Origin of the sequence: Bacillus yapensis (genome assembly GCF_005280205.1) — a bacterium.
Classification (GTDB): domain Bacteria; phylum Bacillota; class Bacilli; order Bacillales; family Cytobacillaceae; genus Robertmurraya; species Robertmurraya yapensis.
The window spans coordinates 53,372-76,017 of sequence record NZ_SUND01000012.1 but is presented as its reverse complement, the minus strand read 5'-3'; the positions used below and the strand labels follow the sequence as shown (position 1 = coordinate 76,017).

Here is a 22,646-nt window from a genome sequence, read left to right as displayed (position 1 = left end):
ATACCGCTTAAGGGATTGGCCGCCTAATACATAAAGCGATTCATAAAACGCAGTTGATCGAATTTTTGAATCGACTCCTGGTCGACTCTTTGTCCGATTTTTACCATAAGACAATTCGCTGGATGTGAGCTTATTTCAGGATCGTCGGTCGCATACCATTCCAGTCCGCCCGCATTCATCATTTTCTCCATTACTTTACGATATTCCCAAACGTTCAAGCCCGTTCCTTTTAAATCCCAATGCCAATAGTACTCTGTCGTGATCGTAATATAATTCTCCATCCAATCGTCCATCATCGAAACGATCAGCAAATTCTTCCCTACTTTACTGCCACGAAATTTCGGAATGACTTCAATCGCACCTAATTCAATTAGGTTCTCCATTTTTCCTTCAGACCATCTTTCAAGGGGATCTGGATATAAATAGGTCACGTAACCTACGATGGTATGGTGGTGTCTTGCAATAATGATTCTCCCCTCAGGTAACCCTGCGATTTCAATCAAAGCTTTATGTTGCTGCGCCGGAGGACGAAAAGCTACTAAATCCTCATGAAATTCTAGCTGCTCCAAAGTTTCTGACGTAATCGGTCCTTCAATCATTAACTCTCCATGCGTAGTCATTAGTTTTTTAGCATTATACGTTTTCTTATGTTCCATCGATCCACCACCTAATAAATCTTGCAAAAAGTTACTTCTATTATACATGAAAGTCACAATTAATAAGCGATTTCACAAAATTTTCAGTATTATAAAAGAAAGCTCAAATTGCGTCCACCTATTTAAAGAAATATTTTTAAAATTGTGAAAAGTAATTATTTGTACTATAATAATAACATCATTACCAAAAAGGGGGATACTTAAGGAATGAAATTGGAAACGCTATCAGTTGTTCTAGGGGATTACAACTTGCAGAATTACGAAGAAACGTACGAGAATTTCGATTGGAAGGAAGTCGAAAAGCAATTCTCTTGGTCTGAAACTGGACTTGTAAATATGGCGTATGAAGCAATTGACCGACATGCGAACTCCTATCGAAAAAATAAAGTCGCTCTATATTACCGCGACGGTGATCGGAATGAAAAGTATACTTTTAAAGAAATGAAGGAGCTTTCCAATAAGGCCGGAAATATCCTCAAAACCTATGGGGATGTCGAGAAAGGCGATCGTGTCTTTGTCTTTATGCCACGCTCTCCAGAGCTTTATTTCACGGTTTTAGGTGCGATTAAGCTAGGTGCAATCGTTGGTCCATTATTTGAAGCCTTTATGGAAGGGGCTGTACGTGACCGCTTAGAGGATAGTGAAGCAAAGGTCCTTGTGACAACTCCTGAATTACTTGATCGTGTTCCAATCGATGATCTACCTGCATTGAAATCTATTTTCCTTGTTGGAGACAGTGTGGAAGAAACAGAGAAGTTAATCGATTTTAATAAAAAACTAAAAGATGCTAGCAAGGATTTGCAGATTGAATGGGTGGAACGTACAGATGGATTAATCCTACATTATACGTCTGGCTCAACAGGCAAACCAAAGGGTGTTCTTCACGTTCATAACGCGATGCTTCAGCATTATCAAACCGCTAAATGGGTGCTTGATTTAAAAGAAGACGATGTGTACTGGTGTACCGCTGATCCAGGCTGGGTAACCGGAACGTCTTACGGCATCTTTGGACCATGGTTGACAGGAACGTCGAATGTTATTGTGGGAGGTCGTTTTTCTCCTCAATCCTGGTACCAAATGCTAGAAGAGTTCGGTGTTACGGTTTGGTATAGTGCTCCTACCGCTTTCCGGATGTTAATGGGTGCTGGTGATGAAATCATTAAAAACTATGATTTAAGTGCATTACGCCATGTTTTGAGCGTTGGCGAACCGTTAAATCCAGAGGTTGTCCGCTGGGGTATGAAAGTGTTCAACCGTCGTATTCATGATAACTGGTGGATGACCGAAACGGGCGCTCAATTGATTTCTAATTATCCATGTATGGAAATTCGTCCAGGGTCAATGGGGAAACCGATCCCGGGTGTTAAAGCTGCCATTGTCGACAATCAAGGAAATGAGCTTCCTCCAAATCGTATGGGGAATCTAGCAATTAAAAAAGGATGGCCTTCTATGATGAAAACGATTTGGAACAATGAAGAAAAATATCAATCCTACTTTATGCCAGGAGATTGGTATGTTTCTGGAGATTCAGCTTATATGGATGAAGATGGCTACTTCTGGTTCCAAGGACGCGTCGATGATGTTATCATGACGTCTGGGGAACGCGTTGGTCCATTTGAAGTTGAAAGCAAGCTTGTAGAGCATCCTGCTGTTGCAGAAGCTGGAGTTATCGGAAAACCAGATCCTGTACGTGGCGAAATCATTAAGGCGTTCGTTGCCCTACGTGATGGATATGAAGCAACTGATGAACTGAAGGATGAGATTCGTTTATTTGTGAAAAAAGGGCTGGCAGCTCATGCAGCTCCACGTGAAATTGAATTCCGTGACAAGCTTCCAAAAACACGCTCAGGTAAAATCATGCGTCGTGTCCTAAAGGCATGGGAACTTGATTTACCAACTGGCGACTTGTCTACAATGGAAGACTAATAAAAAACGAAAGAACCTCTGCTCAAGACAGCAGAGGTTCTTTTCTAAGCTATTCTTATTTCGTTGAATTACGTAATTCGATACGATGTGGAAGAAGAACTGTTTGCTCAGACACTGTTTCTTTGTTCATCAGCTTTGTTAATAAACGCATCGCAACAGCACCGATATCATATAGTGGTTGGACAACAGCAGTAAGCTGAGGGCGAACCATCACTGCAAGTCTAGTATTATCAGAAGAGATCACTTCGAAATCCTCTGGAATTGCAAATCCTTTATCCTGTGCGCCATGAACAACTCCAAGAGCCATTTCATCTGCTCCCACAAAAATGGCAGTTGGCTTATTATCAAGCTCAGCCAATTTATCGAATGCCTCAATACCAGAATCATACGTATAATCTCCCTCAACAACGAGGTCTTCATTATATTCGATTCCAGCTTCACTTAAAGCACGCTTATAACCATTTAGCTTGTTCTTTTCGTTCATTGGTTCATGTAATGGTCCAATGACAAAAGCGATTTCCTTATGTCCTTTTTCAATAAAGGAAGTAATTGCATCATATGTAGCTTGCTCATAATCAATATTTACAGAAGGTACTTGACCAGTCTCTTCAACAGAACCAGCTAATACGATTGGTACTGGAGACTTTTCAAATTCTTCTACATGCTCTTGAGAAATATTTCCGCCCATAAACACGATTCCATCTACTTGCTTTCCGAGCATTGTATTTAATAAGTGCAATTCCTTATCTTTGTTTTGATCTGAGTTACTTAAAATGATATTGTACTTGTACATTGTCGCAATGTCTTCAATTCCTCGTGCAAGCTCTGCATAGAACGTGCTAGAAATATCAGGGATGATAACTCCAACGGTCGTTGTCTTTTTACTTGCAAGTCCACGCGCAACGGCATTTGGACGGTAGCCTAAACGGCTGATTACTTCTAAAACCTTTTTTCGTGTGGCAGGCTTTACATTCGGATTTCCGTTCACTACCCGTGAAACTGTAGCCATAGACACATTTGCTTCACGTGCCACATCGTATATTGTGATATTCAATTCAATCGACTCCTTATTCTAAAACGGTTAATTATCTACTATTTTATCCTATCATAACACACTTTAGTTTATTATTATGTACATAATCATACTTCACTCCGCCATCTCTCGCAAATGTCAAGTTAACTTTTTTCACAAAAAAGTTGAAAATTCGACCCTCAGAGGCAAGAACAAAAGCGCAAGCGCCTTGATCAGACCCGACAAGCGCTGGAGGACCAGATGGGGAAGTTTGTTCTTCAACTTCATCATCTGGTCTGAAGCGACCTCGAGGGGCTAGGCGCTGGAGCTAAACGTAGATACACTTTATAACAAACTTATCCACAACAGCGAAATCTATAATTTCCTAAACAACCAAAAAACCTTCTGCCTACCGCAGAAGGTTTTTCACGCAGAAATTATTAAACGCGAACAAGTTGTGAAGCAAGTAATTGCTCCATGAAATCGTCGAACTGGTTTAGATCCATCTGCTGTGCAGAATCAGAAAGAGCAACAGCTGGGTCTGGATGTACCTCTGCCATTACACCGTCAGCACCAATTGCTAGAGCTGCCTTCGCTGTCGGAAGCAATAGATCTCTTCTACCTGTTGAGTGAGTAACGTCAACAAGGACAGGTAAGTGTGTCTCTTGCTTTAGGATTGGAACAGCTGAAATATCTAATGTGTTACGTGTTGCCTTTTCATATGTGCGGATTCCACGTTCACAAAGTATAATTTGTCCATTTCCTTGAGCCATAATATACTCTGCAGCATTAATGAATTCTTCAATTGTTGCTGCTAAACCACGCTTCAATAGGATTGGTTTATTAATTGCTCCTGCCGCTTTTAACAGCTCGAAGTTTTGCATATTACGAGCTCCAATTTGAATCACATCTATATATTGTGCAGCCATTTCAATATCTGCTGGGCTGACAATCTCACTAATGACACCTAGATCGTATTCATCAGCAACACGTTTTAAAATTTTCAAACCTTCAACACCAAGTCCCTGGAAATCGTACGGTGAAGTTCTTGGCTTATAAGCACCACCACGTAAAAGCTTTAATCCTTTTGCTTTAACAGCAGCTGCCACAGTTGCTACTTGCTCATAGGATTCAACCGCGCAAGGTCCAAAAATAAGTTGCTGAGCTCCTGCTCCAACCTTTGTTCCTTTTACGTCCACAATTGTGTTTTCTGGATGCTTTTTACGTGAAACAAGAAGTGCCTTACGATGGTCATCCTCTTGTAATTCAAGTCCTGCTTTAAAAATTTCTTTAAACAAATGTTGTAAAGTTGATTTCTCAAAAGGACCATCATTTTTTTCTAAGATCGAATCTAACATTTTACGTTCACGAACTGGATCATATCGATTGACACCTTGTGTTTCTTTTACTCGTCCAATTTCTTGTACAAGGCGTGCTCTCTCATTAATAAGATTTAATAGCTGTCCGTTTAGTTCGTCAACACGATCACGGAGTTCTTCTAGCTTCATATTGCTCATCTTTTTCCCGTCCTTTCGAATCATAGTATATGCTTCCTTTCGAATCTGCATTTGAATTTTTCACAGATTGTCATGGAATCTCTGTTGAAATATGAAACATTTCTGTATAATTAGAGTTATTATATATGAATTCTATTTCAATGTCACGTATTTTTCTTTAATAATTAAACGCTTTTAAGCGATAAAGTATTTTTAGAATTTTCTGATCATAAATTGAAGAAGGTGTATCCTTTTGCTAGATAAAAAGAAATTGTTTGCCTTAGATATCGGTACTCGTTCAGTCGTTGGAATCATTTTGGAAGAGCATGATCAACAATATCATGTTGTAGATATGCTCGCGATTGAGCATTCGGAGCGCGCGATGCTTGATGGTCAAATTCATGATGTTCTATCTGTCTCGAAAATCATTACCGAAATCAAACAAAAGCTTGAAAAAAAGCATGGTCCATTACATAAAGTAAGTGTAGCTGCAGCAGGTAGAGCCTTACGAACGGAAAGAGCCGAAGTTACTATTGATATTAAAGGAAAGCCGAGGATTCAAAAGGAAGATATTCTTCATATTGAATTAAGTGCTGTCCAAAAAGCGCAAAGTAGCGTAGCAGAAAAGCATGATGAAGAACGGAGCCACTATTATTACTGTGTCGGCTATTCTGTCCTCTATTATCGACTAGATGGTGAGGAAATCGGGAATTTAATTGACCAACAAGGTGATGAGGCATCTGTTGAGATTATCGCGACATTTTTACCAAAAGTCGTCGTAGAATCGTTAATCTCAGCCCTCCATCGGGCAAATCTCGAAATGGAAGCCCTGACTCTTGAGCCTATTGCAGCGATCAATGTCTTGATTCCACCAACGATGAGAAGATTGAATGTAGCCCTTGTCGATATTGGTGCAGGAACTTCAGATATTGCTCTAACAGATTCTGGAACGGTTATTGCCTATGGAATGGTTCCTGTTGCCGGAGACGAAATCACAGAAGCAATCAGTGACCAGCTTTTATTAGATTTCCCACTTGCGGAAAAAGCAAAACGAGAGCTCCATACAAATGAAAGTATTACTGTTACTGACATCCTAGGATTTGAAACAGAGTTGTCGAAGTCAGATGTCATCGCACAAATCTCAACTGCCATTGATCGCTTAGCGGAATCAATTTGTGAAGAGATCTATAATTTAAATGGACATAAACCACCTAAGGCCGTCATGCTCGTAGGTGGAGGAAGTCAAACTCCAGAGTTACCAAAACGGATTGCAGAAAAGCTAAATCTTCCTGAAAATCGTGTCGCTATTCGAGGAATTGATGCCATACAATCCTTAACAATCGACGAACAGATTACAAAAGGTCCTGAGCTCGTGACTCCAATTGGAATTGCCATTGCCGCTCAAAAAACACCAGTTCATTATGTAACAGTGTATGTCAATGAACAGCCAGTGCGATTGTTTGAGGTGAAAAAATTAACAGTTGGGGATTGCCTATTAGCTGCTGGAATTAAAATGAATAAGCTTTATGGAAAACCAGGATTAGCGATGATCGTGACCTTGAATGGCCAACAAATTACGATTCCGGGCGAACATGGCGGTCCACCTAAGCTATTAAAAAATGAGTCTATCTGCTCGCTAGATGACGAGGTTCATAATGGCGATCAACTGACCGTCGTTAGAGGTTCGGATGGGGAAAAGAACACCCTCCAAATCAAAGAATTGCTTGATGAAGTTCCTAGTAAAACAATCTCGATAAACGGCGAAGAGTATCAAATTACACCAACGATTACGCAAAATGGGAAAGTCGTATCTCCTGATGTCTTGATCGAGGACCGCGACAGCATTGAATGTAAAATACCTGAAACAATTGAAGAAGTCCTTATTTCTTTGAATTTAAGAGACTTAGTCCACTCACTCAAGCCTTTTCGAATCACACTAGACCACAAGGAGACCTTTCTTCCAACCTTCTCAGGAAGGCTGTTCCGAAATGGAATGGAAGTGAAGCTACATAGTAGCTTTGAACATTTGGATGAGATTGTGATTGAAAAGAAACGGCCGATCACCGTGAGAGAATTAGCAGAGAAAAAGCAAATGATGCTGAATCACACGCTCCCTGTTTTCTTTAACGGACAGGAACTCGAACTAAAGAAAACTATTACAGAGTTTAGAAGAAAAGATCAGATTCTTTCAGATGAAGACACCATCCAAGACGGTGATGTGCTAACGCATCAACAAAGACGATTCAAGCCTTTTATCTTCCAAGACTTGTTCAATTTTGTAGAAGTGGAAATGCCAGCAAGAGCAGAAGGGAATTTCCGTCTTCTAAAAAATAATCAACAAACAACCTTCTATGACCAAATTGATGCAGGTGACCACCTTCAAATCGTTTGGGAAAATAGGAAAAGTGAAGCTTAAGATGAAGAAAACCTCCATTCATGTCATGGAGGTTTTCTTGTTTCCTATTCTTCAGTAGCTTGAGTCAATGACTTATTTGTGATTTTCCAATGAGATGCATGCCAGGCCACATTTTCTTTATTAAATAAAAATGCTTGCGGAGATTCATGCTTGACCTGAAACGTCTCAGCAATATGATTTGACAATGGTCTTGCCTCTTGCACTGCCAAATAGTAATGTTTTGTCTCACCATGGCTATTTTCATGGCTTTCGTATTCCTCAAAAGCTTCCTGACTAATCGGGCATGTCAATGAATGCTTCAAGAAATAGAATTGCTCATTCTCTTTTAAAATCTGATTAAATTCCTCAATCGACTCTATTTTTATCACTTGTAGTTCCTCCCAAAGGGTGAAATGATTAATGATTTAGCTGTTGCTCGGTTTCATCAAAAGCTCTTTTTGTTTCTTCTAGTTTTCTTTGAATGTCAGAATCACCACTCGCCGAAGCTACTCCTGTGTCACCGCTTACTTCATCTGTCTGAGGACGTAGGGCTTTTACTTTACTCACCAATTCGTTTGATTGCTTCGATACGGTTTGTCCTAGGGAAATGGTTCTTTCCTTTGCCACTTCCGCTAATTCTGTACCTTTGTTCAATGCCGTTTCACGGATATGGCCTGTTTTTTCTTTTAAAGTAATGGCTTGCTGAGATAGTTCATCACGAATGTCTTTTCCTGATTTCGGTGTCAGGAACAATGCAGTAGCCGCTCCAACAATTCCTCCAATTAAGGCGCCAAGTAAAAAATCCTTCGTATTTAATTGGTTTTCTTCCTTTTCATTTAATTGGTTTTCACGGTTTCCCATTTTACATCCTCCTTTGAATATTTTATTAATGTCCTCTTTCTCTTACTCTTTCCACTTTCTTCTCATCCATTTCCTTCGATTGCTTCTTTGCTGCCCATTTTTCCTTAAGCTCTAGAAATACATTCGTCCATTGAATGATTTGAGATACCTTGTCCTTATTTTGCTCAACCTGTCGATCGACAGAAGAAGTAACCGTTTGAATGGTCCCGTTGAACTTTCTAATACTTGTACCTACATCCTTCACAGCCTCTACAACCGTATTTAAGCTATTTGATTTGTTTTGTATATCTTCAGCTAAAGCATTCGTTTTATGTAATAACTCTGTCGTTTCTCGTGTCACACCGTCAAGCTGTTTTTCTAGCCCAACCAAAGTTTTAGAAACACTATCTAAAGTCACTTGGACAGACTTTAATGTTCTCCCAATAAAAAGGACTAATACAAAAAATGCAACGGCAGCTACAGCTGCGCTTAAGTAAAGAATTATTTCCAAAATGTGCACCTCCGCGGACTATCTATTCTATGTTTTCCCTCTATATACAAATCTTAACACAAATCAAATCTAGTTTCCTCTTTCGATTTAAGAGATTATATTTCAACAATTTGCCTGTATTCGGTTACAATAAAAAAAGGACGGATTAATTTCACAACATATGCTGTCTATTTTTATAAAAATGATCATCGGAGGGAAAAATTGTGCGAGATCCTCGAATTGAGACTTTAGCCAAAAACTTAATAAACTATTCAGTAAAACTACAAAAGGGAGAGAAAGTTTTAATTGAAAACTTTGGCCTACAGCGTGAGCTTGTGACTGCTCTTGTCAATGAAGCATATAAAGCTGGCGGTTATCCTTTCGTTTTATTAAAAGATAACATCGTAGATCGTGCTCTATTACTTGGAGCTGAGGAAGAGCAATTCAACATGATGGCAGAGTTTGAAGCGAATGTCATGAGCAATATGGATGCATACATAGGTCTTCGTACTGGAGACAACATTAATGAACACGCTGATGTTCCAGACGACAAAATGAAAATCAACGGGTCTACAATCGGGAAAAAAGTTCACCGAGACATCCGTGTTCCGAAAACAAGATGGGTTGTCCTACGCTACCCTAATTCCTCAATGGCACAGCTCGCAAAAATGAGCACAGAAGGCTTTGAGGACTTCTATTTCCAAGTTTGTAATTTAGATTATGGGAAAATGGACAAGGCTATGGACAGTCTAGTCGAATTGATGAACAAAACAGATAAGGTTCGTCTTACAGGACCAGGAACTGATTTAACCTTCTCTATTAAGGATATTCCAGCCATTAAATGCTCTGGTCAGATGAACATCCCTGATGGTGAAGTGTATACGGCTCCTGTTCGTGATTCGATTAATGGGGTTATCTCGTACAATACACCTTCACCATATCAAGGCTTCACTTTCGAAAACGTCAAGCTAACGTTTAAGGACGGAAAAATTGTTGAAGCAGAGTCCAATGACACTGAAAGAATTAACAAAATTTTCGATACAGACGAAGGGGCTCGTTACGTTGGGGAATTTGCGATTGGGGTAAACCCTTATATTTCTCACCCAATGCAAGACATTTTATTTGATGAGAAAATTGATGGAAGCTTCCACTTCACACCAGGACAATGCTATGATGATGCCTTTAACGGCAACCATTCCAATATCCACTGGGATTTGGTAAACATCCAAAGACCTGAATACGGTGGCGGAGAAATCTATTTTGATGATGTATTGATTCGTAAGGATGGAAGATTCGTCATCGCTGAGCTTGAATCTTTAAATCCTGAAAACCTGAAGTAAGTGTTTGTTTTGAGTCCTCATGGCTGAGCCGTGAGGACTTTTTTGAGATGATTTTTCCCCCACCAAAAAACCACAGTCATTAAGACTGTGGCTCTAAGCTTTTTTCATATGCATTTTGGAATTTTTGAATATCGCCCGCACCCATAAAGAGAATTACACTATTTTCATGCTCTCTTAAGCTAGCTGTTTCATCCTCTTTAATAATACTTGAATTAGGAACAAGCTTTTGTAAATCTTCGATCGAAAGCTGTCCATGATTCTCACGAGCAGAACCGAAAATTTCACACAAATAAGTTTTGTCTGCAAGCTTCAAGCTCTCCGCAAATTCTCCTAAGAAGGTTTGCGTTCTCGTAAAAGTATGTGGTTGAAACACTGCGATAATATTTTTATCTGGGTACTTCTGTCTTGCTGCATTAATAGTTGCTTTAATTTCCGTTGGATGGTGTGCATAATCATCAATTAGAATTTGAGATCCTACACTTTTTTCAGTAAAACGTCTTTTCACACCCTTGAAGGTTAAAAGCTGCTCCTTCACAATAGAAGAATCAATTTCTTCATAGTGGCAAATAGCAATAATCGCTAGGGCATTCAATACATTGTGATCGCCATAGGTTGGAATCGCAAATGTATCATAAAAAGTATTGCGCACAAATACATCAAACTTTGTACCCTCAGCTGTTCTTTCCACATTTCGCGCTTGAAAATCATTTTCTTCTCCAAAGCCGTAGAAAAGAACTGGTACCTTCGCCTGAATTTTTTGTAGCTTCTCATCATCACCGCAAGCAATAATGCCTTTTTTAACTTGAAGGGCCATCTCTTGAAAGGCAGAGAACACGTCCTCCACATTCGCAAAATAGTCAGGATGATCAAAATCGATATTGGTCATGATGCAGTAGTCAGGGAAATATGATAAGAAATGTCTGCGATATTCACATGCTTCAAAAACGAAAAACTCAGCTTCCTTATCTCCCTTTCCGGTACCATCTCCAATTAAATAAGAAGTAGGTTTTGCCCCCTTCATGACATGGGCTAATAGACCAGTTGTCGATGTTTTACCATGAGCACCTGTAATTCCGATACTCGTAAAGCGCTCCATAAACTGGCCCAAGAAACGATGATAACGCACAACTGGCAATCCTAATTCCATCGCACGAACAATTTCTTCATGTGTATCAGGAAAAGCATTTCCCGCAATAATTGTCATGCCAGGCTGTATATTTTCTTTTTGGAAAGGGAGGATTTTGATGCCAGCCTCTTCAAGTGCTATTTGCGTAAAGAAACGCTTGTCATAATCAGAGCCCTGAACCTCGTATCCCATATCGTGAAGAATTTGTGCAAGTGCACTCATTCCTGAACCCTTTATCCCTACAAAGTGGTAAATCGTCATAATAGAACCTCCAACCATCTTCTATCTGCAAGGCTGAAATTTCATCAACTTTTGCTGTTGCCAACTCCATCAAGAAATTCTCAAAAGAAAATCATCACTACGAATGGAATCTGCCTTTGAAGATTAATTTTCTAAATAGAAAACAGTAAAGCTATTTACTTATCTTTATAATCATGCTTTCAGCACTTTTATACATAAGCCAGTAAACTGTTTTCGTTACATTGTTGTTTTCACTATTGGCATTTTCATTGGAACAGTGAAGAGAGTCATCTGTAAAACAGTATATGAGTTATAATCAATTTTGCTCATTTTTGGAAAAACCAAAACTATTCTTGAATCATACGATTCCCCGGGTTAACTAACTGTTTGTATGTATGTCGTATGGACTCATGTTCAACCATTATAGCACCATTTCATTTTAAAAACTATGGTACAAGGTTGGATTCCTGTTGAAATACCAATCCGATCATACTCATGAATAACCATCTTTAGAACTATTTCTTAGTATAAAACAAATCTTAGATACCATGTCATGAACCTGCATGCAAAATCTTATTCATCGTGAAAAGATTCTAATTCAGATTCCGTAATTAACACATCACGTGGTTTACTGCCTCGTGCTTCAGAAATAAACCCTTGATCTTCCATCATATCAATCAGTCGAGCCGCACGATTGTAGCCAATCTTAAATTTCCTTTGAAGACTGGATGTTGAGGCTCCACCTTGTTCAATAATAAACTCACAAGCTTCATAAAATAGCTCGTCCTCTTCTTCCGAAACAATTGCTTTTTTCAACAGCTCTTCCTGCTCAAATAAATACTGAGGACTTTGCTCCCTGCGAACATGGTTCACAATTGCATCAATTTCTTCATCGGTTACATATGTCCCTTGAAGTCTTACAGGCTTCGAAGAGCCATTTTCTAAAAATAGCATGTCTCCTCGACCAAGCAATCGTTCTGCACCGCTTATATCAATAATCGTTCTAGAGTCAATTTGTGATGATACAGAAAAAGCAATTCTTGTCGGTACGTTTGCTTTGATTAGACCAGTAATGACGTCTACAGATGGACGCTGTGTCGCGATAATTAAATGAATTCCACATGCGCGAGCCTTTTGAGCAATTCGACAAATGGCCTCTTCTACATCAGCAGGAGACATCATCATCAAATCGGCTAACTCATCAATTACAATCACGATATAAGGGAGCTTCACAGAATACCTTTTTTCCTGCTCAGCAATATCATTAAAACGGGAAATATCCCGAACTCCAGCATGCGCAAACAGCTCATAACGTCGTTCCATTTCATCAACGGCCCATTTAAGCGCAGCAGTCGCTGCTTTCACATCAGTGATAACTGGACTTACCAAATGCGGGATTTGGTTATATGGTGCAAGCTCAACCATTTTTGGATCGATAAGCAAAAGCTTAACTTCATTTGGATTTGCCTTATAAAGCAAACTGACAAGGATCGAATTGATACAAACGCTTTTTCCTGAACCTGTTGCCCCTGCGATAAGTCCGTGGGGCATTTTTCTTAAATCGGTTACAATCGGTTCCCCTGAAATATCTAAACCGAGTACAGCTGTTAAAGGCGATTGCGACTCAATAAATTCTTGGCTCTTAATGATTTCACTAATGAACACAGGACGACTTGATTCATTTGGTACCTCGATTCCAATCATATGCGTACCAGGAATCGGTGCTTCCATACGAATATCTTTTGCAGCAAGGCTCAATTTAATATCATCTGATAAGTTCGTGATTTTATTAACCTTAACCCCTGGCTCAGGACGAACTTCAAAGCGTGTAACAGATGGTCCTTGCGTCACATTGGCTACACTAGCTCGAACATTAAAGTTAAATAATGTTTCATTCAACTGATGTTCCTGTAATTCAAGCCATTCCTTGTCCACACTTTTAAAAACAGGAGGCTTCAATAAGTTGACCGATGGGAAAACGTAGTAAGCTTCTTCTGAGCTTTGCTCGCTGTATTCTGTATTATTTTCTACTACATTCGATTCCACAAGGTTTTCTACTCGTTTGACTTCCGTAACAACTTCTTCTGGTTTCGTTTCTTCTAATGTCACACTTACTTCAGACATAGCAGGAGCAAAAGTTTCTTTTACTTTGTTTTCAAGCTTGCGCTTATCTTGTGAAAGCATGAGGACATTGAATGGAATGTGAGATCGTTTTTTCTCAACAGGTGGTTCTGATTCCAAGTTCTCCACTTGTTCATACTGCTCATCAGACTCTGACTTAGGTTGTAAATCCTCCAGAGTGGCTTCGGTAGGTTGAATAGGAGTCTCCTCTGCTTCATAAACGAATGCAGTTTCGAGTTCAGCTTCATCCTCAAATTCTAGTAATTCTGCTTCCTCATCTTCTTCAGTAAAAGTCTCTATCTCATCATAATCTTCAAAAATTTCTTCTACTAGATCGATTGCTTTATTTTCTAAGTCGCCTACTTCAGATACAATATCATTCTCGTTGTACGTAGTTAGCTCAGGCTTAGCTTCAATTTCAACAGCTGGAGCTGGAGAAAATTCATTAAATGGAATTGATTCGCGCCCGAAATCTTTTATGTTCTCTTGCTCAAACGATATCTGGGGCTCCTTATCAATTTTGGACTCAATTTTTTCAAACCTGTTGTTCAGCTCAAAATCAACTTTTGGCTCAACTTTTTCGAATATATTGTTAGCCTCAAAATCATTTGTTGGCTCAATAACAGTTCGAGATGGTGCTACAGTTTCTTGTTGCATTCTATCCACAGGCTTAAATACAGACCCGATGATTGGATTTGACACTGGTACGACTGGCTCTACTTCCCTCTTATTACTAGTAAATCCATCTAGCTCAACTTCTACCGGTTTCGTCCTTCTTGGTGGCCTTTCAAATCCATAGATAGGAGAAGGAATTTCCGTTGGACGAAACGGTCCATTCGAATAGTTCTTTTTTTGAACTGGCTTCGCTGTAGGAGTCTCAACAACTTTTTTCACATTCGGCTGAACTTTTTCCACAGAAGGCCGTTTTGGACGTTCTGGTCTTTTCGGTACAGCAGAAGGAGCAGGCGTACGCTTTCTCTCTCCAGTTGGTCTAGTTCTCTTCCCCCCTCGCTCCTCATCAGGAATTAAAGGAAAGCGAAACTGTCCTTTCGGATATTGATAGATGACTCTAGCATCTACATCAGAACGTCCTTCCTTATTTTCTGGGCGAGCCTCTTCTATGTAATCATCTTCTTCACTGTTTTGGGATTGAAATAGTTTTTTAAACCAACTCAAAATAAATCACTCTTTCTAAAATACAATTCTCTAGTTTCTCTTTATACTTTATTTTAGCAATAATTATAGAAATTTCGAGATAAATATGAAGGAACAGGGCTATTTACCTGTTTTTACTAATTTTTCACTATAAAAAGAAGAAGGGCCCACCACAATAGGTGGAACCTCCTCATCATCTCTTTTTATTTTTCCCTAAAATAAAGATTGGCTCTAATTCGCCGTTTTCATATATAAATGACAGAGCTGTGATTGGAACCCTTCCACTCGCGAAGAAGCTCATCATCATTTGAGCAAGGATGTCATAGCCTGTGTCATTTTGAATATCAACAATAATGAGTACATCTTGATGGGGAACGCCAACAGCCATTGTTCCAGTAATTTTTTGTTCCATTTCCTTGAGGAAAGATTCGTTTAGAATCCGACTCGCATCATAGCCATCATTTTTGTTCAAAAAGTAAAATGTGTTGCCAGCTACTTGATCGATTTTCGTTTCTGTAGATAGCGAACGAACATTGAAGAGGGCAATCTCCTTAATCCTATTGCGATCCCATCCTTCTTTTGCAAGTAGCTGTTCGTCAATCAATCGATACGTTTTATCTAAATCAAGAGCATAGTAGATTCTAGTCTCTGCCGTGTGATCATCGTATAAAAGTTCAACATTCTCTTGAGAACTTGTCGGAAAAGAAGTAGAACGAATAACAGGAAAAATCCTTTTTTCGTGTCCATCAAGCTTCAAAGGCTCAACCATCGCTTGAAGTCCTTCTTCTACATAATAGACGACTGAATCAATTGCTTTTTCCTTTTGCTCTTCCCATTTTCCAACAATTCCTGGAAGAGAAATGGTGATTCCTTTGCCAGTCTCTTCATTTACAATTCGAAGCTGGTCATTCTTTTTATCATAAGTAAAAGTCCGTCCTGGACGTTGTAATCGCTTTTCAAGCTCTCGTTTCATCTTCATGCTATCCATTTTCATGTTTGTTCCTCCTCACGATTAGGAGATTCTCCAATCCTATTTATATTACAACAAAAAACCCTCTATCTCAAAGAATCAAGATAAAGGGCTCCATATATTTATTAAAGGCTTTCGATAAACTTCTCTACTTCTTCTTTCGTCTTACGATCTTTACTTACAAAACGGCCAAGCTCTTTTCCGTTTTCATAAGCAAGGAAGCTCGGAATTCCAAAGACATCCACTTGTCCACATAAATCAATGAAATCGTCACGGTCCACGTAAACAAACGTAAACTCTTGGTACTTTTCTTGAATTTCTGGTAAAAACGGATCGATGAAACGGCAATCCGGACACCAGTCAGCTGAAAACATAAAAATATGCTTTCCATCATTTTTCAATTGCTCAAACTGTTCCATACTTTCTAATTTTTTCATTCTCTTGCTCCTTCTATTTGGATCAACATATCACCTGATTTGATCCAACCTTTTTTCCTCATATATTCTGATAATAACAGGCTAATTACAGCAGGTCCAACAAAAAGCAACAAGATTACTTTAATCCATACATCTGGTCCGAATCCCATTGTTGTAAAAGTCATCATTGGGCCAACCAATCCACTCGTCCCCATGCCTGCGCCTGCTGCATTGTTATGAAAATCGAGCAAAGTTGTCCCAATCGGAGCGAGAATAATACCGGCCACTGTTGGCGGGATAATAATCCACGGATTTCGTATCGAATTTGGGGCTAACAGGCTCGATGTACCAACGCCAAGTGATATAAGTCCAGAAATTTTATTTTCACGATAACTACTTGCAGCAAAGCCAATCATTTGAGCTGCACATCCGATGACAGCAGCTCCAGCAGCTATGCCATTTAAATCCAACATCATGGCAATCGCTGCACTTGAAATAGGATAGGTTAACGCAAGTCCCATCGCAACAGAAATAACAATTCCCATTAAGATTGGTTGTTGATCCGTACTCCATACAATGAGATCACCGACTGCTTTCATTGCATAATCAACAGCAGGACCGACGACTTTAGCTACAGCAAATCCTGTTAAAATCGTCACTAAAGGTGTGACAATAATATCAATGCGCGTTTCTTTACTAACTATCTTACCGAGTTCAACAGAGATAAGAGCAGCGACAAAGGCTCCTGCCTCTCCACCTAAATTTCCACCGGCTGCCCCACTAAAAATGGCAGCAAACAAAACAAGAGGAGGTGCTTTAAGGCTATAAGCCACCGCCACACCAATAGCTGGTCCCATTAAGCCCATCGCCATCGTACCAATTTCTACTAAAAAAGCTATATCTAGTTGTTCTCCGATTGTTTTAATAATTAACCCTATGATTAAGGATGAAAATAGACCAAGCGCCATACCATTTAATGAGTCGATAACATAAGCCTTTAGGGAAAGACTTACCCCCTTCTTCTCTAAAAAATTCTTCATCTCTCATTGTTCCTCTCTACTAAATTTACAGGTGTCTTGACACATGTGGCAAGATTCATTGTATAACGGCTCTTGTAAAAATGGAACACTTTTTTAGTATTTCTAGTAATTTCTTATAGTATGAAAAAAGGTGTCAAAGATTTTCTAGGGTTCTCCTAACAAATCTTGACACCTTTTTTTCATTTATTCGCTTTTACTGATTTCACAATTCTCATCATGGTTTCTGCTTCTGACTTTAGGCTAGATGTTTTTACCTCACTTGTAATTTTCACTCCACCTATCCCTACGACAACCTCATTCTCTTTATCATTGCTCTTGTTCACGAGAACATAACTGAGCTTGTTATCCTGTTGAAAGCGTTCCGTAATATCATAGTTTTTTTGCTGTAAAGTAGCATTTAACACAACTTCACTCTTCGGCTCCTCTTGGAGATTATAAAAAAGAATATAAGTCTTCGAGCCATTTTTCAAAATTATATTGTTCGGTGTCTCTTCTTCTACTTCAAACCCGAATGGTAAATAAAATTTTATATCATCATTTTTATTATTCGTATCTTTTGGTGTTTCCTTAAAGGTTTCCTCAACTGCAACCAATGCTTCATCCCTCGCTTCATCAAATGAAGCCGAACAGCCACTCATTAATCCAAATGCAATCACACTTACTACTAACGCCTTCGCTTTAAGTTTCATTGTTATTTCCTCCTTGCACGAAAAAGCACATGTTGTTTTACAATCATGAATCAATTGTTTAAACACATTGGTTTCTATCATACCCTTCTATTTCAAGTTCTGGCAACCGTGCCCATTTTCCTATATATCGAAAAAAAATACACCTGATCGCAAATGATCAGGTGCAAAATAACTAGTTTTTAAGTTTATATTCGTACTGTCCAACTAAAAGCTTCATGACATGGGAAAACATTTCTGCTCGATCAACTCGCCCGTTAGAAAAAACGCCAACTGCCCCTTCTTGCTTGCGAATATTCTCTTTCTGAGCATATTCATCCATCACAGGTCCAAGCTCCTTGCCAGAACGTAATTTAGAAGCGATTTCCTCCGGTAACGGGATCCTTGCACCACCTGCAATAAAAGGAGCTTCTCCTTTTACAGCAAGTGCTCCCCAATTACAAAGAAAGAGTCCACTTTCGTGTTCGTGTACACCACCTTCTAAGCCAATCCCCACATCGCCTACTTCCAAGGCCGCTAATGCACGATTTACGGCACCTTTAATCGTTTCTTCATCGGAAAAAGGCTGTTCATTTACCCCTGAAGCTACGTTCACGGAGACGAATTCTGCTACATAGCCTTCAAAAGCAGCTTCAACTGCTTTGATTTTGGCAGGATTTTTTGTACCTATTACAACTTTCATCTTTGTTAAGCCCTTCCTTTTTCACATAGACTGATTTCTTTTTGACTATTTTTTTGTAAATGTCCTAAAGCCGACATTTACACCTACAAGGTGGTTTAGTGCTTCACATTATTTTTGCACGGCACTTTTCGCTAACTACTTACTGTTTTGAAAAGAAATATTGCTATTAATTTTATTACTTTCTAAAAAACAGTATCCTTTGCGAAAAGAGCCTTCTATTATGAATTCTGTCTAATTGTTTCTACAGTTGTACGGTCACAAGCTTTAACTAATTTTACGATTAATTCCTTTGCTGCTGCATAGTCATCCAAGTGAACAATTGACGCATGTGTATGAATATAGCGTGAACAAATTCCAACAACAGCACTTGGAACACCTTCGTTCGTCATATGAACGCGACCTGCATCCGTTCCTCCTGGAGAAACGAAATACTGATAAGGAATGTCATGTTTTTCAGCCGTATCAAGAACAAATTCTCTCATGCCACGATGAGTAACCATAGAACGGTCCAAAATTCTTAATAAAGTACCCTTTCCTAGATGACCAAATTCTTTTTTATCCCCTGTCATATCATTGGCAGGGCTCGCATCTAATGCAAAGAAAATATCTGGCTTAATCATGGTTGCTGCCGTTTGTGCACCTCTCAAGCCAACCTCTTCTTGTACAGTAGCACCTGAATAAAGTGTATTTGGAAGCTTCTCATCCTTAACAGCCTCTAATAATTCAATCGCTAACCCGCAACCGTAACGATTGTCCCATGATTTTGCTAAAATTTTCTTTTCATTTGCCATTGGTGTAAATGGACAAATAGGTACGATTTGTTGACCAGGCTTGATCCCGATTTTAATAGCATCCTCCCGATCATCTGCGCCAATATCAATAAGCATATTTGAAATTTCCATTGGTTTCTTTCTTTTTTCCTCATCTAATAAATGAGGAGGGATTGAACCGATTACTCCGATAACAGGACCATTATCCGTAATAATTTGAACGCGTTGAGCCAAAAGAACCTGACTCCACCAACCACCTAGAGTTTGAAAACGAAGCATACCATTTTCTGTAATGGCCGTTACCATGAATCCAACTTCGTCCATATGACCAGCAACCATTACCGTTGGACCTTCACCTTTACGCACTCCAAAGATGCCACCTAGCTTGTCTTGAACGATTTCGTCACTATACTTCGCTAGCTCTTCACGCATGAATTTTCGAACCAAATGTTCATTTCCAGGTGCCCCAGGTAATTCTGTTAATGTTTTAAACAGTTCTCTTGTTTTTTCGTTCATGGTCTCGTCTCCTTGCCAATATGTATTATCAATTTTGTCATTATGGAATTGATTGATTTGTATGAACTTTATTTTACAGAAGTTTGTTTCAACTTGCCACCTTCGATGTTGTAACTGTGATAAAATATGTTCATACTAGAAGACAATTCATTCTTGATGAGGGGGCATTTAGTTGAATTGGAAATCATTCTTTTTAGGATTAAGTGTTGGGCTTGTTAGCGGATTTGTCGCAAAAGAATTATTAGATACAAATTCAAACGTTTCACCTGAGAAAGCATTGGCCAATGCCAAATCGTTGTTTAAACAATCTGGACCTATTAGTGGCTCTTGGATTCATATGAAAACAGAATCCTATGAAAAACAAGGCTTAACTTATGATGTATATCGTGGTGGCATATCAAGGACCGTTGGCCATGAAATCTCACAATATGAATTTATCGCTGATGCAAAAACAGGAGCGATTATAGATACTGTGAGGCTTTTATAAAGATACTTTATAGAGGCATGGAGGGGTTGTTTGACACAATTCACTGATGTCGAGCTATTTTTGTCAGTCATTTACCTTTTGATTGACAGAATTCTCCGATGGCATGCTATTTTTGTCAGTCATTTACCTTTTGGTTGACAAAATTCACTGAAGTCGAGCTATTTTTGTCAGTCATTTACCTTTTGGTTGACAGAATTCTCCGATGGCGAGTCATTTTTGTCAATCATTTACCTTTTGGTTGACAGAATTCGCCGATCCAGAGCAATTTTTGGCAATCAAGACGGTTTGTTTCCAGAAACTCCTTGTCCCACTATCACTAACCAAAAACAAAACAGTCTAGCCAAGGGCCAATACCGCCCCAAAGCTAGACTGTTTTTTTATCTTTCCCGCTTCACCACTTGATCCAACTGATTGTCTGCATCCCACTTCACAGCACGATAATAGGCGTCGTGGTAAAAAGTGAACCAAGCATTTTTCGAAAGCCCGTATTCTAACCACTTTTGCTTTGCCGCAATAGATTGCATTGGGTAATCATCATAGGCCATGACCCATAGCACATTCTGATGAGCATGGGTTGGCATAATATCAGCCATATGAACGGCTATGTCTCCATCATCTTCGATAACAAAAATCGAATGACCATCGCTATGCCCACCAGTGTAAAACATTTTAATCGGACCGATCGAGTATTCCTGACCAAATGTCTGCACCTGTTCGATAATCGGCTCCCAATTTTCTTTCCAATATGTATTGTGGGAACGGATGTTGGGATTTCTCATTTCATCCCATTCCACTTGAGAGATAATAATTTTACTATTAGGAAAAACCGAGACATACTTTCCATCGATAAGCTTTGTCAGTCCGTTGGCATGATCATAATGAAGATGCGTCATAATGACAAAATCAATATCACTTGGCGTCAATCCAAGTTCGCTTAAAGATTGCTCCACTTGAGATTCCTCTAGGACACCGAAATTTCTTTTTTGCTTATCTGTTAACTTTCCATTTCCAATCCCTGATTCCACAAGAATGTTCATGTCATTCCCTTGAATGAGGATAGGGTCCGTTCTGAGTTCAATCTGGTTGTTTTCATTGGAAGGATATTTTTTTGACCACAAAGGCTTAGGAACCACTCCAAACATGGCACCTCCGTCTAGATGGGTCACTCCTCCCCTTAACCAAGTCAGTGAATATTGCCCGATTTGCAAAGTTTCCATGGTAAAATCCCCCTTTTGAGTTATTTTACCATACGTCGTTTTCTTATTGATTATTGTTTTTTCCGTAAATGTCCTAAAGCCGACATTTACACCTCCTACATGGTTTAGTGCTACATATTGTTTTTGCACAGCACTTTTCGCTACCTATACTGATTTTAAGAGGGAAATATTGCTAAATATTTTAATCATTTTTGCCCAAAGGCAAAAATCTTCGCGAAAAGAGCCTTATCATACAAAAAAGCTTACCCATACAAAATGGATAAGCTCTATACTTATTGATATTGAACCTCACAGCGATAAATGCGAAAGCCTTTATTAGAGAATTTCTCTTCATATTCCGTCATAATGTTTCCTTCAAAATCGCTATTGTGTAAATCAAGGCTAATGAATTTTAGCAACATACCATATTCTGAAAAACTCATTAATGAATATTCAAATAACCCTTGGTTGTCTGTTTTAAAATGGATTTCTCCTTTATCAATCAGGATTTCCTCATATAGCTTTAAAAAGGTCTTATATGTTAAACGACGTTTCGCATGACGCGTTTTTGGCCATGGATCAGAAAAGTTTAAATAAACTCGACTGACATCGCCCTTTGCGAAGTACTCTGTTAATTTTTCTCCATTTACATTTAACAGTCTAAGATTCGGTAAATCCGCTTCTATCAAACGGTCAAGTGCAGTTACAATCACACTTTCAAATAATTCAATCCCAATATAATTAACATGTGGATTGGCTTTGGCCATTTCTGTAATAAAACGACCTTTCCCCGTACCAACCTCAATATGAAGCGGCTGGTCTTTTTCAAAAACCGCTTTCCAATTGCCTTTATATTGTTCAGGAGAAGAGACAACATACTGTGGATGTGACTCCAGCATTTCTCTTGCCCATGGCTTATGTCTTACACGCATTTGTACACCCCTAAAAAAATATTCATACAAAACAACATATCATGTGTATAAAAAAAGCGCAAGCACCGTTATGACACGATGCATAATCAAGAAAAGGAATCCACATGCTAGATGTGAATTCCTTTTAAAATCTGTCCGTATCGAAAGGGTGGTA

The 22,646-nt window shown here is 39.1% G+C and carries 20 protein-coding genes; 4 read left to right on the top strand and 16 right to left on the bottom strand.

Features of this window, described 5'->3' with window-relative positions:
- Window positions 1-23: 23 nt before the first annotated feature.
- A complete protein-coding gene (locus FAR12_RS14870) occupies window positions 24-656 on the bottom strand; it encodes a GNAT family N-acetyltransferase (RefSeq protein ID WP_126409557.1) in 633 nt (210 codons plus the stop codon).
- 207 nt (window positions 657-863) lie between these two features.
- On the opposite strand from FAR12_RS14870, the gene acsA reads away from it, so the two are divergent.
- The gene (gene acsA / locus FAR12_RS14865) at window positions 864-2,582 is read left to right on the top strand and encodes an acetate--CoA ligase (RefSeq protein ID WP_126409556.1); all 1,719 of its coding nucleotides are present in this window, start codon (window positions 864-866) and stop codon (window positions 2,580-2,582) included.
- A gap of 55 nt (window positions 2,583-2,637) precedes the next feature.
- Here the strand turns inward: acsA and ccpA are convergent, their stop codons facing one another.
- Both ccpA and FAR12_RS14855 read right to left on the bottom strand, forming a co-directional pair.
- Window positions 2,638-3,636 carry a catabolite control protein A gene (gene ccpA, locus FAR12_RS14860; RefSeq protein WP_126409555.1) on the bottom strand — a complete coding sequence of 333 codons (999 nt, stop codon included), beginning with the start codon at window positions 3,634-3,636 and terminating at the stop codon, window positions 2,638-2,640.
- Between the two features lie 398 nt (window positions 3,637-4,034).
- Window positions 4,035-5,111: a bifunctional 3-deoxy-7-phosphoheptulonate synthase/chorismate mutase gene (locus FAR12_RS14855; protein ID WP_126409643.1), complete on the bottom strand. Its 1,077-nt coding sequence runs from the start codon at window positions 5,109-5,111 to the stop codon at window positions 4,035-4,037.
- A 232-nt stretch (window positions 5,112-5,343) separates the two neighbouring features.
- Between FAR12_RS14855 and FAR12_RS14850 the strand changes: the two genes are divergently transcribed.
- Window positions 5,344-7,506 (top strand): cell division protein FtsA, encoded by a 2,163-nt coding sequence (locus FAR12_RS14850; RefSeq protein ID WP_126409554.1) that lies wholly within the window; start codon window positions 5,344-5,346, stop codon window positions 7,504-7,506.
- Window positions 7,507-7,550: 44 nt separating this feature from the next.
- On the opposite strand, the gene ytxJ is transcribed toward FAR12_RS14850, so the two are convergent.
- Genes ytxJ through FAR12_RS14835 form a run of 3 tightly spaced genes read right to left on the bottom strand, consistent with a single transcriptional unit; the run spans window position 7,551 to window position 8,836 of the window.
- Window positions 7,551-7,874, bottom strand: a complete 324-nt coding sequence (ytxJ, locus tag FAR12_RS14845; protein ID WP_126409553.1) for a bacillithiol system redox-active protein YtxJ — start codon at window positions 7,872-7,874, stop codon at window positions 7,551-7,553.
- Window positions 7,875-7,902: 28 nt separating this feature from the next.
- Window positions 7,903-8,346, bottom strand: a complete 444-nt coding sequence (locus tag FAR12_RS14840; protein ID WP_126409552.1) for a YtxH domain-containing protein — start codon at window positions 8,344-8,346, stop codon at window positions 7,903-7,905.
- A 25-nt stretch (window positions 8,347-8,371) separates the two neighbouring features.
- A complete protein-coding gene (locus FAR12_RS14835) occupies window positions 8,372-8,836 on the bottom strand; it encodes a DUF948 domain-containing protein (RefSeq protein ID WP_126409551.1) in 465 nt (154 codons plus the stop codon).
- A gap of 203 nt (window positions 8,837-9,039) precedes the next feature.
- Here FAR12_RS14835 and FAR12_RS14830 point away from each other — a divergent pair, with 203 nt between their 5' ends.
- Entirely contained in the window at window positions 9,040-10,155 is a 1,116-nt protein-coding gene (locus tag FAR12_RS14830) for an aminopeptidase (RefSeq protein ID WP_126409550.1), read from the top strand.
- Between the two features lie 79 nt (window positions 10,156-10,234).
- Here the strand turns inward: FAR12_RS14830 and murC are convergent, their stop codons facing one another.
- The 8 genes from murC to FAR12_RS14790 form a co-directional block, all read right to left on the bottom strand.
- Window positions 10,235-11,542, bottom strand: coding sequence for a UDP-N-acetylmuramate--L-alanine ligase (gene murC, locus FAR12_RS14825; RefSeq protein WP_126409549.1), 1,308 nt, complete (start codon window positions 11,540-11,542; stop codon window positions 10,235-10,237).
- A gap of 552 nt (window positions 11,543-12,094) precedes the next feature.
- Window positions 12,095-14,818 (bottom strand): DNA translocase FtsK, encoded by a 2,724-nt coding sequence (locus FAR12_RS14820; RefSeq protein WP_126409548.1) that lies wholly within the window; start codon window positions 14,816-14,818, stop codon window positions 12,095-12,097.
- A 172-nt stretch (window positions 14,819-14,990) separates the two neighbouring features.
- Entirely contained in the window at window positions 14,991-15,785 is a 795-nt protein-coding gene (locus FAR12_RS14815; protein WP_126409642.1) for a DUF1444 domain-containing protein, read from the bottom strand.
- A 107-nt stretch (window positions 15,786-15,892) separates the two neighbouring features.
- Window positions 15,893-16,204 (bottom strand): thioredoxin family protein, encoded by a 312-nt coding sequence (locus FAR12_RS14810; protein ID WP_126409547.1) that lies wholly within the window; start codon window positions 16,202-16,204, stop codon window positions 15,893-15,895.
- Complete coding sequence (locus FAR12_RS14805) at window positions 16,201-17,223, bottom strand: PTS sugar transporter subunit IIC (protein ID WP_126409546.1); 1,023 nt, start codon at window positions 17,221-17,223, stop codon at window positions 16,201-16,203. Before FAR12_RS14805 ends, FAR12_RS14810 begins: the two co-directional genes overlap by 4 nt.
- 179 nt (window positions 17,224-17,402) lie before the next feature.
- Window positions 17,403-17,912, bottom strand: coding sequence for a hypothetical protein (locus FAR12_RS14800; RefSeq protein WP_126409545.1), 510 nt, complete (start codon window positions 17,910-17,912; stop codon window positions 17,403-17,405).
- Window positions 17,913-18,084: 172 nt separating this feature from the next.
- On the bottom strand, window positions 18,085-18,591 hold the full coding sequence (locus tag FAR12_RS14795) for a DUF84 family protein (protein WP_126409544.1): 507 nt from the start codon (window positions 18,589-18,591) through the stop codon (window positions 18,085-18,087).
- A gap of 218 nt (window positions 18,592-18,809) precedes the next feature.
- Window positions 18,810-19,877: a M42 family metallopeptidase gene (locus FAR12_RS14790; protein ID WP_126409543.1), complete on the bottom strand. Its 1,068-nt coding sequence runs from the start codon at window positions 19,875-19,877 to the stop codon at window positions 18,810-18,812.
- A gap of 172 nt (window positions 19,878-20,049) precedes the next feature.
- Between FAR12_RS14790 and FAR12_RS14785 the strand changes: the two genes are divergently transcribed.
- Entirely contained in the window at window positions 20,050-20,364 is a 315-nt protein-coding gene (locus FAR12_RS14785; RefSeq protein ID WP_126409542.1) for a PepSY domain-containing protein, read from the top strand.
- Window positions 20,365-20,741: 377 nt separating this feature from the next.
- Here FAR12_RS14785 and FAR12_RS14780 read toward each other — a convergent pair whose 3' ends face one another.
- Window positions 20,742-21,581, bottom strand: coding sequence for a YtnP family quorum-quenching lactonase (locus FAR12_RS14780; RefSeq protein ID WP_126409541.1), 840 nt, complete (start codon window positions 21,579-21,581; stop codon window positions 20,742-20,744).
- Window positions 21,582-21,853: 272 nt separating this feature from the next.
- Window positions 21,854-22,492 (bottom strand): tRNA (guanosine(46)-N7)-methyltransferase TrmB, encoded by a 639-nt coding sequence (trmB, locus tag FAR12_RS14775; RefSeq protein WP_126409540.1) that lies wholly within the window; start codon window positions 22,490-22,492, stop codon window positions 21,854-21,856.
- Window positions 22,493-22,646: the final 154 nt, after the last annotated feature.

Excerpts from the sequence above, each read along its gene's own strand:
- FAR12_RS14870 (WP_126409557.1), bottom strand. The coding sequence starts at position 656 with ATGGAACATAAGAAAACGTATAATGCTAAAAAACTAATGACTACGCAT.
- acsA (WP_126409556.1), top strand. The coding sequence starts at position 864 with ATGAAATTGGAAACGCTATCAGTTGTTCTAGGGGATTACAACTTGCAG.
- FAR12_RS14855 (WP_126409643.1), bottom strand. The coding sequence starts at position 5,111 with ATGAGCAATATGAAGCTAGAAGAACTCCGTGATCGTGTTGACGAACTA.
- FAR12_RS14840 (WP_126409552.1), bottom strand. The coding sequence starts at position 8,346 with ATGGGAAACCGTGAAAACCAATTAAATGAAAAGGAAGAAAACCAATTA.
- murC (WP_126409549.1), bottom strand. The coding sequence starts at position 11,542 with ATGACGATTTACCACTTTGTAGGGATAAAGGGTTCAGGAATGAGTGCA.
- FAR12_RS14815 (WP_126409642.1), bottom strand. The coding sequence starts at position 15,785 with ATGGATAGCATGAAGATGAAACGAGAGCTTGAAAAGCGATTACAACGT.
- FAR12_RS14810 (WP_126409547.1), bottom strand. The coding sequence starts at position 16,204 with ATGAAAAAATTAGAAAGTATGGAACAGTTTGAGCAATTGAAAAATGAT.
- FAR12_RS14805 (WP_126409546.1), bottom strand. The coding sequence starts at position 17,223 with ATGAAGAATTTTTTAGAGAAGAAGGGGGTAAGTCTTTCCCTAAAGGCT.
- FAR12_RS14800 (WP_126409545.1), bottom strand. The coding sequence starts at position 17,912 with ATGAAACTTAAAGCGAAGGCGTTAGTAGTAAGTGTGATTGCATTTGGA.
- FAR12_RS14795 (WP_126409544.1), bottom strand. The coding sequence starts at position 18,591 with ATGAAAGTTGTAATAGGTACAAAAAATCCTGCCAAAATCAAAGCAGTT.
- FAR12_RS14790 (WP_126409543.1), bottom strand. The coding sequence starts at position 19,877 with ATGAACGAAAAAACAAGAGAACTGTTTAAAACATTAACAGAATTACCT.
- FAR12_RS14780 (WP_126409541.1), bottom strand. The coding sequence starts at position 21,581 with ATGGAAACTTTGCAAATCGGGCAATATTCACTGACTTGGTTAAGGGGA.
- trmB (WP_126409540.1), bottom strand. The coding sequence starts at position 22,492 with ATGCGTGTAAGACATAAGCCATGGGCAAGAGAAATGCTGGAGTCACAT.